General features: G+C 61.7%; 8 protein-coding genes and 4 pseudogenes. 6 read left to right on the top strand and 6 right to left on the bottom strand.

Going from position 1 to position 13,582, the window contains the following annotated elements:
* Positions 1-209 precede the first annotated feature (209 nt).
* The 3 genes from M2352_RS24620 (at position 210) to M2352_RS24605 (ending at position 3,162) form a co-directional block, all read left to right on the top strand.
* Positions 210-959, top strand: coding sequence for an electron transfer flavoprotein subunit beta/FixA family protein (locus M2352_RS24620; RefSeq protein ID WP_264667157.1), 750 nt, complete (start codon positions 210-212; stop codon positions 957-959).
* Position 960: 1 nt separating this feature from the next.
* A complete protein-coding gene (locus tag M2352_RS24615; protein WP_264667156.1) occupies positions 961-1,887 on the top strand; it encodes an electron transfer flavoprotein subunit alpha/FixB family protein in 927 nt (308 codons plus the stop codon).
* Positions 1,888-2,229: 342 nt separating this feature from the next.
* Positions 2,230-3,162: a LysR family transcriptional regulator gene (locus M2352_RS24605; RefSeq protein ID WP_264667155.1), complete on the top strand. Its 933-nt coding sequence runs from the start codon at positions 2,230-2,232 to the stop codon at positions 3,160-3,162.
* Positions 3,163-3,446: 284 nt separating this feature from the next.
* Here the strand turns inward: M2352_RS24605 and M2352_RS24600 are convergent, their stop codons facing one another.
* The 4 genes and pseudogenes from M2352_RS24600 to M2352_RS24585 all read right to left on the bottom strand — a co-directional run bounded on the left by M2352_RS24600 (position 3,447) and on the right by M2352_RS24585 (position 6,237).
* Positions 3,447-4,325, bottom strand: coding sequence for a nucleotidyl transferase AbiEii/AbiGii toxin family protein (locus tag M2352_RS24600; RefSeq protein ID WP_264667154.1), 879 nt, complete (start codon positions 4,323-4,325; stop codon positions 3,447-3,449).
* Positions 4,322-5,143: a type IV toxin-antitoxin system AbiEi family antitoxin domain-containing protein gene (locus M2352_RS24595; protein WP_264667153.1), complete on the bottom strand. Its 822-nt coding sequence runs from the start codon at positions 5,141-5,143 to the stop codon at positions 4,322-4,324. Before M2352_RS24595 ends, M2352_RS24600 begins: the two co-directional genes overlap by 4 nt.
* A 156-nt stretch (positions 5,144-5,299) precedes the next feature.
* Positions 5,300-5,728: pseudogene (locus M2352_RS24590) on the bottom strand (ISAs1 family transposase); the annotation flags it as partial.
* Between the two features lie 353 nt (positions 5,729-6,081).
* Positions 6,082-6,237: a hypothetical protein gene (locus tag M2352_RS24585; RefSeq protein WP_264667151.1), complete on the bottom strand. Its 156-nt coding sequence runs from the start codon at positions 6,235-6,237 to the stop codon at positions 6,082-6,084.
* Between the two features lie 248 nt (positions 6,238-6,485).
* Here M2352_RS24585 and M2352_RS24580 point away from each other — a divergent pair, with 248 nt between their 5' ends.
* The 3 genes and pseudogenes from M2352_RS24580 to M2352_RS24570 form a co-directional block, all read left to right on the top strand.
* Positions 6,486-10,016 carry a tetratricopeptide repeat protein gene (locus tag M2352_RS24580; RefSeq protein ID WP_264667150.1) on the top strand — a complete coding sequence of 1,177 codons (3,531 nt, stop codon included), beginning with the start codon at positions 6,486-6,488 and terminating at the stop codon, positions 10,014-10,016.
* Positions 10,013-10,351: a hypothetical protein gene (locus tag M2352_RS24575; protein ID WP_264667149.1), complete on the top strand. Its 339-nt coding sequence runs from the start codon at positions 10,013-10,015 to the stop codon at positions 10,349-10,351. Before M2352_RS24580 ends, M2352_RS24575 begins: the two co-directional genes overlap by 4 nt.
* Positions 10,352-10,864: 513 nt before the next feature.
* Positions 10,865-11,283 (top strand): annotated as a pseudogene (locus tag M2352_RS24570) (transposase); the annotation flags it as partial.
* 30 nt (positions 11,284-11,313) lie between these two features.
* On the opposite strand, the pseudogene M2352_RS24565 reads toward M2352_RS24570, so the two are convergent.
* Positions 11,314-12,231, bottom strand: a pseudogene (locus M2352_RS24565) (IS1380 family transposase); the annotation flags it as partial.
* A 56-nt stretch (positions 12,232-12,287) separates the two neighbouring features.
* Positions 12,288-13,556 (bottom strand): annotated as a pseudogene (tnpC, locus tag M2352_RS24560) (IS66 family transposase); the annotation flags it as partial.
* Between the last annotated feature and the right edge of the window lie 26 nt (positions 13,557-13,582).

The raw sequence follows: 13,582 nt of genomic DNA, 5'->3' as shown, positions 1-13,582 counted from the left end.
GCCAGCGTATGGCGTCAACAAGATTCAGCAATGGCAGCCGCCGTCCTGGGCGCGCTTCTGCCCGTACCGGAAAGAAGACGTGGCGCAATGATGTCATGTGAAGGCTCTGTGGAAGCAACGCCAACTGAGCCGCCTGCATCAGCATCATGGGCATTGGAGCATAATTCACCGAATCAAGGTGATCACTTGAAGATGGGAGTTTTTTTGCGATGAAAGTATTGGTTCCGGCTAAGCGGGTGATCGACTACAACGTGAAGGTCCGCGTGAAGGCGGACGGCTCGGGCGTGGAGACTGCCAACGTCAAGATGTCGATGAACCCTTTCGACGAGATCGCCGTCGAAGAGGCGGTGCGCCTGAAGGAGGCCGGCATGGCCACTGAGATCATTGCCGTCTCCATCGGCCCCGCCGCCGCCCAGGAGACGCTGCGCACCGCACTCGCCATGGGTGCGGATCGCGCCATCCTGGTTCAGACCGATGCTGAGGTGCAGCCCCTCGGCGTCGCCAAGGCCCTGAAGGCGCTGGTCGAGAAGGAAGCCCCGCAGCTGGTGCTCCTCGGCAAGCAGGCGATCGACGACGACTGCAACCAGACCGGCCAGATGCTCGCCGCCCTCTTGGGCTGGCCGCAGGGCACTTTCGCCTCTAAGGTGGCGCCCGGTGACGCCGTGCTGACGGTGACGCGCGAGATCGACGGCGGCCTGGAGACCATCGAGCTGACGCTGCCGGCGGTGGTCACCACCGACCTGCGCCTGAACGAGCCGCGCTACGCCTCGCTGCCGAACATCATGAAGGCGAAGAAGAAGCCGCTCGACACCGTCACGCCGGACAGCCTGGGCGTGGATGTGGCGCCGCGCCTGACGACGCAGAAGGTGGCCGAGCCGCCGAAGCGCAAGGCCGGCATCAAGGTGGCCGACGTGGCCTCCCTCGTCGACAAGCTCAAGACCGAAGCGCGGGTGATCTGACATGGCGATCCTGATCCTTGCCGAACACGACAGCGCGACGCTCAAGCGCGTCACTTTGTCCGTCATCGCCGCCGCGCAAAAGATCGGCGGCGAGATCCACGTCCTGGTCGCCGGGCAGGGCGCCGGTGCCGTCGCCGAGGCGACCGCCAGGGCTACGGGTGTGGTCAAGGTGCTGTTGGCCGACGACGCGGTGTACACGCACCAGCTGGCCGAGCCGCTGGCGGCGCTGCTGGTCAGCCTCGCCCCGCAGTACAGCCATGTGCTGGCGGCAGCGACCTCGATGGGCAAGAACGTGCTGCCACGAGTGGCGGCGCTGCTCGACGTTGCACAGATCTCGGAGATCACCGCGGTGGTGGCGGCGGACACCTTCGAGCGGCCGATCTACGCTGGCAACGCGATCGCCACGGTCCGGTCGTCGGACGGCGTGAAGGTGATCACGGTGCGCACCACCGCCTTCGAGCCGGTCACCGAGACCGGTTCGGCACCGGTGGAGGCGCTCGCGGCGGCGGCTGATCCGGGGGTATCGTCGTTCGTGTCGGCGGAACTGTCCACGTCGGAGCGTCCGGAGCTGACGTCGGCGCGGGTGGTGATCTCCGGCGGTCGCGGCCTGCAGTCGGGGGAGAACTTCCACCTGTTGGAGGCGGTGGCCGACAAGCTGGGGGCCGCGGTGGGGGCGAGCCGCGCGGCAGTGGACGCCGGGTACGTGCCGAACGACTACCAGGTCGGGCAGACCGGCAAGATCGTGGCGCCGGAGCTGTACATCGCCGTCGGCATCTCCGGGGCGATCCAGCACCTCGCCGGCATGAAGGACAGCAAGGTGATCGTCGCCATCAACAAGGACGAGGAGGCACCGATCTTCCAGGTTGCCGACTACGGCCTCGTCGCCGACCTTTTCAAGGCGGTGCCGGAATTGAAAGACGCGCTCTGAACTCGGCTTTGGCCAATTCGGATTCGGCACGGATCTCCTTCAGCATCAAGTCAGGCTGGTGGGCGGCTAGCGTCAGGGTTGCGTCCCAATGTCTGCTGAGACGTGAACGTTGGCCTCCGTCCATCGTCGTGCCTCGGCGTGCTCCTCCGTGCGTAAGCGTTGCGCCTACCGGATCGCCGTGCTCTCGCTGATACAGCATTCTGTGTCTATCTGTTGGTGTATGGAGAAAAATGAAAGCAGCTAAAATTAGCGGATAAGTAATATTTCTACCGGCGGCGCTGCTAATGGCCTTAGGAATAGCAGGGTTGATGGTGTGATGCAGAATTCCGATTGAGGTGCCTGATGGAATTGCGGCATTTACGTCATCTGAATGTTCTGGCGGAAACAGGCAGCTTTCATCGTGCGGCTCGCCGACTCGGTTTGCGTCAACCGGCCCTCAGCCAATCGATCCGGTCGCTCGAAGCGGAAGTCGGTGTGCAACTTGTATCGCGCACCCACTCTGGCAGCCGCTTGACGCAAGCTGGCAGTGTGTTTCTGGCCGAAGTTGACCGTATTCTTACCGATCTCAATTCAGCTGTCCTGATCGCCCGATCCGTAGCGAATGAAGGAGTGGGGCCGTTACGTCTCGGCATTGCTGCTGAAGCCGCTACTGGCCGGCTAATGAGAGTATTGCAAATATTTTCTGATAAATATAGTCAAAAAATTACTGTTAATGATGGCTCTCCATCACACCTACTTTCTATGCTTGGCGATAGAAGACTTGATCTATTGCTTGTACCGCTTCCTGTTTTTCAAAGTAATGTTAGCTGTGAGCTGATATGGCAGGAGGATATACATCTTGTGCTATCGTCTTCCCACCCGCTAACGGTGGAAACTGCTATCGATCTCCATAGACTTTCTGAAGAGCTTATAATTGTTGAGCAGCAGAGTATTGCCGTTGGCGTCACCGCAATGTTTCTTGATGCACTTCGGGATATTGGTGTTGAGCCGCGTGTTTGTGCATCTGTTTTTCATCAGGAAACTCGATTGGCACTGATTGTCGCAGGTATCGGCGTGGCTGTACAACCTGCATCTATTCAGCAATTTCTGGGCATATCAGGGCTTGTTGCTCGTCCCCTGATACCACGGTTAAGTCTTACCATTGCCGCTGTGTGGCCGGAATCAGGTATGACACCGCTGGCGCAGCAGTTCATTGAGCTTGTGCGTTTACCAAATTCTCCAACCGTTATGAGGGTGGCTTCAGACGACCTAACAAAACCATCTCTCAGTAAGTGAGGCAGAAGCCGTACGCCATGGACCGCCCGTTCGACAAGGGGCCAAGGCCTTGCTCGACCGGGCGTCCGTCACCACTCTGCACGCCGGAGAATTGGGGTTACTGTTGTTGCGCGGCGGCCTCAAGGCCGACGACTTCCGTGGGCGCGGGAAATCCAGGTTTTCGACTGGGCCACCTTCTTCGAGCGTCAGCGCTTTCCCAGCATTTATGGGCAGGGGACATGGCGCTTCCAACAGATCGGTGTTGCCCGCAGCGCCTTGGCTGCCGTGCTGTTCCTCGCGTCGCTTCAGACGTGCCCTGTTTCGATCCTGATCCCAAAGCGCTCCGTCATCTCGTCGGTTTTGCTCCAGGCATCGCCGGGCAGCTTCTGGATGAAGGTGCTGAACACATAAGCGAATGCTCGTTTGATGCTTTCCTCGTCCAGGTGATCCGCTAAGGATGGCGGCAGCAGCGGGCGCATGTCGCGCAAGAAGGTCGGCTTGCTCAACTTGCCGAACATCCGCCGTTCCGCTTCGGCCCGAGGGATACGTTGATCCGCACGCGCAAGGTAGAGGCCAAAACACTCGACCACCCGGGCAACGTTCAGGCCATGGAACACATCGAGTGCATGGGAGAGGTCGAAGAGATCGCGTCCCTTATCGCGTTGCAGGAGGGCGCGCAGCTTCGTCGCGAGCATCTCCTCGCGCGAGAACGTAGCGATTTCCGCCTGCCCCGCGAACCAGGGGTTCTCGACGCTGTAGGGCAATATGAGCGGTGGATCGTAAGCCTCGATCTCATAGGTGTTGATCTCGACCTTGAGACGGATCTGCACGCCCGGATCGTTCTCGGCCGGCACCCGGAAACGCAGCTTCGGGGCGACCGGGCTCTGATCGAAATTGGCATGGCCCAACCAGGGCTCAAGGACAGTGCGGGTGCGGTCGAGGATCGGACCGATCGGCCCCGCGGTCGTCCGGACGAGGTCGATGTCCTCGGAGTAACGCAGCGGCGCTGGGAAGTGCAGCTTGTTGAGCGCGGTGCCGCCGCGAAAGCGAAGCTCCTCCTTCAGCACCGGATCTGAGAACAGCTCGGCAAGCGCGCGGGCGATGATGAGATCCTGCTCCACCTGCCGCGGGTCTCCCCACGGCACGATGGTGCTCCACGCTGTGATGTTGAGTTGCGGGATCATTCGTCCACCTCGGGCGTGCGTCGGGCAATCACATGCCAGCGCCTGTTGCGTTCGACCGGTTCCGGGGCGAAGTCCGGATCGGCGGCTTCCGCCGGATCAAGCTCGACCCAGGACGCGGTGTCCGACACCTGTTCGTGCAGGCCCGCGGCCACGTTGGGGCGGCCGACCCGCTCAAGGAGATAGCCGAGCCGTTGCAGGACCGATCGCTCGAACGCGGCGGCGAGGTCGGCGAGCCTCCCGGCGTCGAGCCGCTCGCCGAGTTCGTTCAGCACCGTCGCGATGTTGTCCAGCCCGCCGCCGGCACGAGGATAGCGGATGAGATCGAGCGCGGTCAGCTCGGGGGACGACACGTGCATGCGGCCGGTATCGGTCTTGCGCTCTTCGATGCCGGCCGACACCGCATCCATGTCTTTCCGGTAGTAGTAGGCGATCACCGAGCGGCCCGCCTTGGTTGGCGGCATCTGCTTGTCGGTGACGACCTGGAACTCCATCACCGCCTGGTGCGACGCGCCGTGCAGCTCTGCCGCCTTAAGCAGGGCGACGTAATAGGGCTGTCCGGCGTGGCGCATGAGGTCGTCAATGTACCAGGGGGGCGGTGGGGCTCCCCAGTTCAGGAATTGCGGTGGCACGACCACATAGAAGCCCCGCCGCGGACTGATGAGGTGCCGTCGGCGTTGCAGCCGCTCTGCGGCGTCCAGGAACGCACCGTGGCTGACTCCCAGGGCTTGCATCGCGTCCTCGCGGGAGAAAACGATTCGTCCCCTGGACAGCAACTCCTGGGCATAGCTGGCCAGGGACGACGGTCTTTCCAGAATCATATCCTAACGTCCGCCTTTGGTGCGGAATTTATAATATGAAGCCATCACAGCGCAAGCCCTCATATGAGGATGTCCGCTCTTACAGCGGACTTTACGATATGATAGGTGAGAGTCACTCCCGTCTCGTGCGCTCCAGGCGCAAGGCGCGGTGTATCAGACATCGCGCATGCCGAAGCTGGAGCCGCGCTCCGAGGCGAACGCCGTCACCACCGCCAGCGGGTTGGAGCGTGCCGCGTCGTCGAAGGAGCGCCGCAGCGTCTTGCCGTCGATGGCGATCACCCCCGCCCCAGCCGCTCCCAGCCCCTCCAGGAAGCGGCCGAAGCAGGCGGCAAAGGCCGCCGGGTCCAGGAGCCGGAAAACGCGCGAGAAGGTGTCGTGGCTGGGCACCCCGTTCTCCAGCCGCAGGAACGACCGAAACAGCGCCTCGCGGTCCACCGCAAAGTCGGCAAAGTCCGCGCAGCTCTCCGCCCCGCACACCGTCGCCGTCAACGCGATCGTCAGGATCTCCAGCAGATCGTGCCGCTTGGCGTTGCCTGTCCGCGGGTCCGGCAACACTTCGAACGCTGTCTCAAACCACGACATCATCGGGGGGCTCCATCACCAGCCGGACAAGCCTCCTACTGAATCCTTTTCAGCCCCACACGCTACACGATTTTTTCAAATGCGATTCCCCTGCTCATGCCGAAGTTGAGGGCGTCCCCGGAATCCATAGGAGGGCCCGGGCGTTGCCCGAGCGGGCGAGCCCCGCGTAGCGTGCCACCGCACGCCGATCCCGTAGATCATGCAAGAGCACCTCGTGGACAAGCATGTCGGCGGTTTCACCCCCGACACCAACGGCTTGGGCCAGCAGGCGCACCACGGCCTGAGGGCCGGTCGCCAGCGCCCGCTCCAGCCGTTCCAGGCGCGCCCCCGCTCGATGGCCTCGATTTCCTCCCGGACTAGCCCAGGCAGGCCATATCGCGGCGCAGTTCAGCCAAGGCGTTGGGCGGGATGGTCCCCCCTCCGGGAGTCCGGACATTCTCCAGCCGCTCCGGCGCCTTCTTGAGCGACGGGTTGAAACCGCGGACGCCCAGGCGGACCAGGGTTGTCTTCATGCGATTGACGATCCGCGTGCGCTCCCCGACCAGGGCTTGCTCGCGACTCGGCCGCTTGGCGTCCTCCTGCTCCAGGGCCGGGACGGCGGCTATATGCCTGAGCTACTCGACCACGATCCGTTGCAGGCGCACCATGATGACGTTGGGGCGCGGCACCATGATGGCGTGAAGAGTTCGAAAGGACGCAATTTTTCCAGCTTCATGGGGGGTGATCTGCTACTCTCGTACAACGTCGCCAGAGGTGTCCTATGCACATACTGCGTCTTCAGCAGCTATCCAGGCGAGAAGATGGGCGCTTTCCGATTAATGTTACATGGTGCGAGGAAGATAGCCAAATTACCCATGTGATCGGTCTGAGCGCCGCTGAAATCGACCGCGCCATACGCAAGGAACTGCGGTGGTATTTCGAGAATTTCTTGGACCAACTGTACGACAGCCCCACTCGTCTGCGCGCATTGCGCCTGGAAAAGCGCATGGCGGACCTCGGTGAAGCATTGTTCTGCGAACTCTTCTCGACAAAGGACGGTGCCTCCAGCCTATGGTCACGCATTCATACCCTTCTTGCGGATACCCGTATCGAGATTGCGACGGGCGTGCCGGATGCAATGGCGCTTCCCTGGGAGTTTCTACAGGATCCAAACTCCAAGAAGCCGTTGGCATTAAGTGTCCGTGCGTTCGTGCGGGTTTCTTCTGAAGACGCTATCGGACATCACGGAGTTGATCTACATGACGAGCAGAAACTACGCATCCTGTTGGTTATTTGTCGGCCGGACGGGCCTATTGATGTACCTTTCCGTTCGGTGGCAAGCGGATTGGTCAAGGAATTAAGAGAGGCTGGTAGTCAACAGGCCGAACTTACCCTTCTACGCCCTCCGACCTACTCTCATTTCGGCGAGGTGCTGGCGAAAGCTCAGGCGGCAGGCAAACCATTCCACCTTGTGCATTTCGACGGCCACGGTACTTATGGCCTCTTGGGTGAGGGCGCCACCACTCCGCGTGGTTATATTATCTTTGAAGATCAGACGGCCGTCGGATGGAAGAAGTTCGTTAACGGCCATGAACTGGGGACGTTATTGCGTCGGAACGGCGTGGCAGGATTGGTGCTAAACGCTTGCCAGTCAGCCGATGCAGCCGACGCCGATCAGGCCAACACACAAGGCTCGTTGGCGCAGGAAGCGGTGAATGCGGGCCTTAACGCTGTTCTTGCTATGCGTTATTCCATTTATGTCGACACAGCAGCCCGCTATGTCCGGCGGTTTTATGAGCTGCTGGGGAGCGGAAGAAGCTTTGGTGATGCGGCTACTGCTGCGCGTGAGACGCTGTCCGCTCAGCGCGTGCGCGAGATCGGCGGAGAAAATGTCGAATTTCACGATTGGTCGGTGCCGGTAGCGTTTGAATCGCAGTCACTCTCGCTGCTGCCGATGCGTAAGGAGAAGACGATCCCCGTCCGGGACGGTGGCTTAAGGCATGATGCGCTGCCGGCCTCGCCCGTTATCGGCTTTATCGGGCGCGATAATACCCTTCTGGCCCTGGATCGTGCCTTTGATGCGCACAAAATCGTGCTGCTCCACGCATATGCTGGCAGTGGCAAGACTACCACCGCCATCGAGTTTGCCCGCTGGTACCGTGACACCGGCGGCAACATAACAGATGTGTGGTTCGAAAGCTTTGAAACCTATAAGCCGCTCGCTCGAGTGCTTGATCGTGTTGAAGAAGCCTTTGGCGAAGTGTTAGTAGCCAGAGGCATCAACTGGGCTGCGCGTAGCGTTGCCGAACGTGCCGCTGTCGCACTCGACATCCTTCGACAGATACCGGTGCTGTGGATTTGGGACAATGTTGAAACGGTCACGGGTTTCCCCACCGGCTCGCCCTCGAACTGGAGCGCTGCGGAACAGTCTGAACTGCGGGAGTTCCTCACGCACTTGTGCGGCACCCAGGCTCGCATCCTGCTAACCTCACGTCAGGACGAGCAGGGCTGGCTTGGCGCCTTGCCGGTACGGGTGTCGTTGGGTCGCATGCCTATGCGCGAGCGGCTGGAGATGGCGGCGAAGATGGCGGACCATCACCAGCGTGGAAAAGGGGCAACCGCAACGCTTCGGCCGTTGTTGGAGTGGACTGAAGGTAATCCTATGACCCTCACCGTGGTTGTAGGGCAGGCGCTGCGCGATAACCTCATTACCGAGGACTGCGTCGCAGCCTATATCGAGCGTCTTAGGGCCGGAGAACAATCTTTCGACGACGACGTCAGCCAGGGTCGCGGGCGCTCTCTGGGCGCTTCCCTCGACTACGGCTTTAATGAGGGTTTCAGCACCGACGAACGGATCTTGCTTTCCCTGCTTCACCTGTTCCAGGGAGTGGTTGATACCGGTGTACTGGTCATGATGGGCGAGGACTGGAATCCAGGACGGGCCGCGCCCTATGCCGGGCTCGGATACCCTGTCTGGACCGAACTTCTCAACCGTGCGGCTGAACTTGGTCTGCTTACGGCTTGGGGCAAGGTATATTACGGTGTTCATCCTGTCCTGCCCTGGTTTCTCAAGTCCCGTTTCGACCAGTCGTTCCCCGACTCCACTTTGCCCGTCCGCGCCTGGAGCGAAGCGATCGGGCACTTGGCTGAGGTCTGGTCGGATAGTTTTTCTCACGGCGACTACGCCGCCCTCGACGTGCTGAGGACTCAAGGGAGCAATCTGTTCCGCGCCCGCTCCCTAGCCTTGCAGCATGGTTGGTGGGAACCGGCAGTAAGCGTGACGGGAGGATTGGAGCACTTTCTCACCAGTGATGGCCGCTGGGCCGCTTGGGAAGAACTTGTCGCCCCCGTCATCCCCTTGGTGGAAGACCGGACCACAGGTGATCCTTTGCTTGGCCGCGAGGCCAAGTGGTCGCTAACAATGGGTTTCCGGGCGCGGCTCGCTGAACGCAACCGAGACTTCGACACAGCCATCGCTTTTTTGGCGAAGCAAGTGACGGTAGATCGACGTCTCGCCGGCCACGCCCTCATTACCGATCCAATCAGCTCGGATGACTGCAATCAACGTTCCATTGGGCACTTGGCGGTTAGTTTGCAAGAGTTTGGCCGCCTTCAGTCCCGTACTGGCGACTCGTCCTGTATCACCGCCCTGCAGGAGGCGAAAACGTTGTTTGAGCGCCTTGGCAGGCGCCGTGAAGTTGCACTCAACGCCTTTAATATCGGACAAGCCTACCTGCTGAGCGGAACGACAACCCAGGATCTCGCCGCTGCAGAAGCTGCATACCGGGAAAGTCTCGAACGGCACGTTGAAGACGACCGTCTCGGTCGAGCAAAATGCTACGGTCAGTTGGGTATTGTTGCCTGGAGGCGCTTTGAAATCATGCGTCGTGCAGGCGTCGACTGGAACATCCAAGTGGGCCAATTGCGCGCAGCTGTTAATAGTCATCACCAAGCGCTCATCCTATTCCCCTCTGATGCCCATATCGGTCGAGCAGTGACGCATAGTTTTTTGGGGGCAATCTTTTCCACCCTGGGCGATCATGACGCAGCAATCAATCATTTTCAGAAATCTATATACTATCGCGAATTGGAAGGTAATTATTATTTTGTAGCGGAGTCTCGCTACAACCTTGCCATTGTCTTTTGCGAATCTCATCGCTTTGAAGACGCTCTCGATTACGCGCGCGTAGCGTTGGCTTTCTATGAAACTCTTGGTGATCAGGCTGCCGGTAAGGTCACGATGACCCGGCGTCTGATTGCTCGAATTGAAGCTCACGATGTACGTAATTGCAACCAAAGGGCACCTCAATGAACGAACAAACGGCAAACCTAATCCGAATCGTCGCGAGTCAATTCGATTTTACGGTTCAACAGCAGGTAGAGCGACTGATCAAGGGGGGAAGTACATCTCGGCATTTCGCTATTGAGCCCGGCTTTGTCGTTGCCATTGCTGCGTTGATTGTAGCGACCGTCAGCATGACCTGCAGCGTTATCAACGTGCTTCGGCAATCGGGTGTAAAGCCGAAGCAGACGGATGTCGAACGCCGGGTAATTCTTGAGCTCGTACCACCACAAGGGATTTCTGAAGGTACGATAGCTAAAATTGTCACTGCTGCAGTTGCTGAAGCCTTGAAGTCGCAGGAGTGAAGTCCGCGCTCAGAGCTGGCTCGGATACGAAAGCGTCCGCTATCCGATTTGGTATTTGCCACCAGATGCCAGGAATTTTACAGAGATCCCCCGATGACAAGCTGAGCGTCGGCGAACCATTATTTTTTTGTGTGAATCTTTATTATTTGGTGATTTGACGATTAATACTTATGTAATCGGAATGTTTCATGGCAGCCGGATGGGCGGCCCAAGACCTTGTCGCAAAATTTGGTAATTGCTTGTATGGGGTTTTCGGCGCTGTCAAGCCGGTCATCTCTGTCTCCTTCCTCCCGCGTCTCATACGGCCGGCGCCTGAAGGGTTCCATTGATGAGATTTCATGCGAATTGCGGCCACCAATGGAACCACGTGACGGCCTTGAGGTAATCGGGATCATTGGCCAGCGCGCAGCAACGGTCGGCGAGTGCCTGATCGACGGCCGGGAGATCTGAGGTGGTCCCCGTTCCCCGGACAGTTGGATAAGCTTGGTTCGCCCATCAGGAAGGACGGACCCGATGACGGGAAAACGGAAGCGGTATTCGGCGGAGTTCAAGGCGAAGGTGGCGCTGGAGGCGATCCGGGGCGAGCTGACGGTGTCGCAGCTCGTGGCCAAGCACGGGGTGCACCAGACGCTGATCAACGCCTGGAAGAAGCAGGCCGTCGAGGGGATGGCCGGGGTGTTTTCCGGCAAGGCGGAGGCGGCCGAGGCCAGCCATCAGGGTGAGGTGGAAAAGCTGCACGCCATGATCGGGCAACTGGTCGTGGAACGCGATTTTTTGCGCAAGGCCTCCGGTCGATGAGCGTCGGCCGGAGGCGGGAGATGATCGAGCCGGAGCATCCGCGCCTGTCGATCACCCGGCAGTGCGCTCTGGTGTCGCTCAGCCGCTCCAGCTATTACGAGCCGGTGAAGGGCGACCCGCGCCGCCACCTTGATGAGGCCGAGGCGCAGCGTGTCGAACTGCGCCTCGCGCCAGAACGACGTCTTCGGCGCCAAGCCGCGCACGGTGTGCAGCAGCCAATAGGCGGCGGTGTGGATGAGCAGCCGGAACTGGTTGGCGGTCGCCTTGCTGCACGACGTCCGGTCGGAGGCGAGGTGCAGCTTGTGCGCCTTGATCAGGTTCTCCATCTGGCCGCGGGCGCAGTAGATGGTCTCGTACAGCGCCTGGGGCGTGCCGGTCAGGTTGGTGACGATGAACCGGGTATCGGTGCCCTGGGCCGACGCCTCGATCCGGGCGATGACCCGCCGCTCGACCTTCCACGTGCGGGCGGCGTAACGGAACTCGCGGAAACGCCGGACCTTGTCCGCCTCCCCGGCAAGCCGGCCCATCGCGGCGTCTTCGGCCAGATCGGTGACGCGCCCGAGCAGGACTTTGTTGCCGCCCAGGCCGAAGACGTAACCGACGCGGTTGCGCTCGCACCAGTTCATCGCCTCGTGGCGGCCGTAATGGCTGTCGCCGCGCACCAGGATATCGACGCGCGGCCAGCGGGCGCGGATGGTCCGCACGACGTGGCGCAGCACCAACGCCACCTCGGCGCCGTCCGGCGTCTTGCCGGGGCGCAGGATGACGGCGACCGGCTTGCCGGTGGTCGCCTCGTAGATGTGCATCGGCAAAAAGCAGCGCCCATCGTAATGGGCGTGGAACAGTGAGAGCTGCTGGGCGCCGTGGACGCGATCCTCGGTGTCGTCGATGTCCAGCACGAGGCGGCGCGGCACCGTGGCGAAGCTGTCGCAGAACAGCTCCACCATGGCCGCCATCATGCGTTTGAGCGCCACCGGACCGGGCAGGTTCTCCAGCCGGCTGATGGTCGGCTGCGAGCAGAGGTCGCCTCCGCTCTCCGGCAGGCGGCCGACCGCCATCTTGAAGGCCGGATCGCTGCGCAGGGTGTCGCAGTCATTGGCATCCGGGTAGCCGGCGGCGATCAGCGTAAGCGGTGTTCTCAGGCCACGGCGGGTTCCGCCTGCCGGGTATGGCCCCAGGGCAGGAGTTCATCGAGCTTGGTGATCGGATGGCCGCTGGCGAGCTTGGTCAGCACCTCGGCGAACCAAGCCTGCGGATCGGCGCCGTTCAGCTTGCAGGTTTCCACCAGCGACGCGATCGTCGCCCAGTGCTCACCGCCGCCGTCGCTGCCAGCGAACAGTGCATTCTTGCGCGTCAGGGCCAGCGGGCGGATGCAGCGCTCCACGCTGTTGCTATCGATCTCCAGCCGCCCGTCGTCGAGGAACAGCGTCAGCCCCTCCCAGCGGCTGAGCGCGTAGCGGATCGCCTCGGCCAGCGTCGATTTGCGCGACACCGTTGCGAGCTGCTTCTCCAGCCACGCCTTCAGCTCCGCAATCAGCGGCGCCGTGCGGGCCTGCCGCTCCCGGCGGCGCGCTTCGGCGTCACGGCCGCGGATCTCCGCCTCCACCGCGTACAGCTTGGCGATGCGCAGCAGGGCTTCGCTGGCGACCGGCGCGGAGCCGCCGGTCTGGAGATCGTAGAAGCCCCGGCGGACATGCGACCAGCAGAACGCGAGGCGCACAGCCCCGCCCTCGGCCAGCTTGCGATAACCGGCATAGCCGTCGACCTGGAGCACGCCGGCGAATCCCTGCAGGTGCGCCACCGGGCGTTCCGCCTTGCGATCCGGGGCATAGACGTAGGCCACCGCCGGCGGCTCCGGCCCGCCCCAGGGGCGATCATCGCGCGCGTACGCCCAGAGCTGGCCGGTCTTGGTGCTGCCCCGTCCGGGATCGAGCACCGGCGCCGTCGTCTCGTCGGCGAACAGCTTGCCCGAGGCTTTCAGGTTGGCCAGCAACCGCTCGTGCAGGGGCCGCAGGTACCAGGCAGCCCGTCCAACCCAGTCGGCCAGCGTCGAGCGGTCGAGATCGACGCCCTGACGCGCGTAGATCTGAGCTTGGCGGTACAACGGCAAATGGTCGGCATACTTGGACACCAGCACGTGGGCGATCAGCGCCTCGGTGGGGATGCCGGCCTCCACGATGCGCGCCGGCGCCGGGGCCTGTACGACGCCCTCTTCGCAGCGGCGGCAGGCGTACCTGGGCCGGCGGGTCACCAGCACCCGGAAGCGGGCCGGGACGAGATCCAGGCGTTGTGAGACATCCTCGCCGATGGGATGCAGCGCGCCGCCGCAGCACCGGCAGGTCTTGTCGGCGACGTCGATGAGGATCTCCTCGCGCGGCAGATCGGCCGGCAGGTTGCCGCGGTTCGCCGCCACGGAGTAGCGGTTGGTGTCGA

This window comes from Azospirillum fermentarium (genome assembly GCF_025961205.1).
Lineage (GTDB): Bacteria > Pseudomonadota > Alphaproteobacteria > Azospirillales > Azospirillaceae > Azospirillum > Azospirillum fermentarium.
This window is presented reverse-complemented; position numbering and strand designations above follow the sequence as displayed.

Bases quoted from the DNA above. Each gene is read 5' to 3' on its own strand.
- M2352_RS24600 (WP_264667154.1), bottom strand. From the start codon at position 4,325: ATGATCCCGCAACTCAACATCACAGCGTGGAGCACCATCGTGCCGTGG.
- M2352_RS24580 (WP_264667150.1), top strand. From the start codon at position 6,486: ATGCACATACTGCGTCTTCAGCAGCTATCCAGGCGAGAAGATGGGCGC.
- M2352_RS24615 (WP_264667156.1), top strand. From the start codon at position 961: ATGGCGATCCTGATCCTTGCCGAACACGACAGCGCGACGCTCAAGCGC.
- M2352_RS24620 (WP_264667157.1), top strand. From the start codon at position 210: ATGAAAGTATTGGTTCCGGCTAAGCGGGTGATCGACTACAACGTGAAG.
- M2352_RS24585 (WP_264667151.1), bottom strand. From the start codon at position 6,237: ATGAAGACAACCCTGGTCCGCCTGGGCGTCCGCGGTTTCAACCCGTCG.
- M2352_RS24575 (WP_264667149.1), top strand. From the start codon at position 10,013: ATGAACGAACAAACGGCAAACCTAATCCGAATCGTCGCGAGTCAATTC.
- M2352_RS24605 (WP_264667155.1), top strand. From the start codon at position 2,230: ATGGAATTGCGGCATTTACGTCATCTGAATGTTCTGGCGGAAACAGGC.
- M2352_RS24595 (WP_264667153.1), bottom strand. From the start codon at position 5,143: ATGATTCTGGAAAGACCGTCGTCCCTGGCCAGCTATGCCCAGGAGTTG.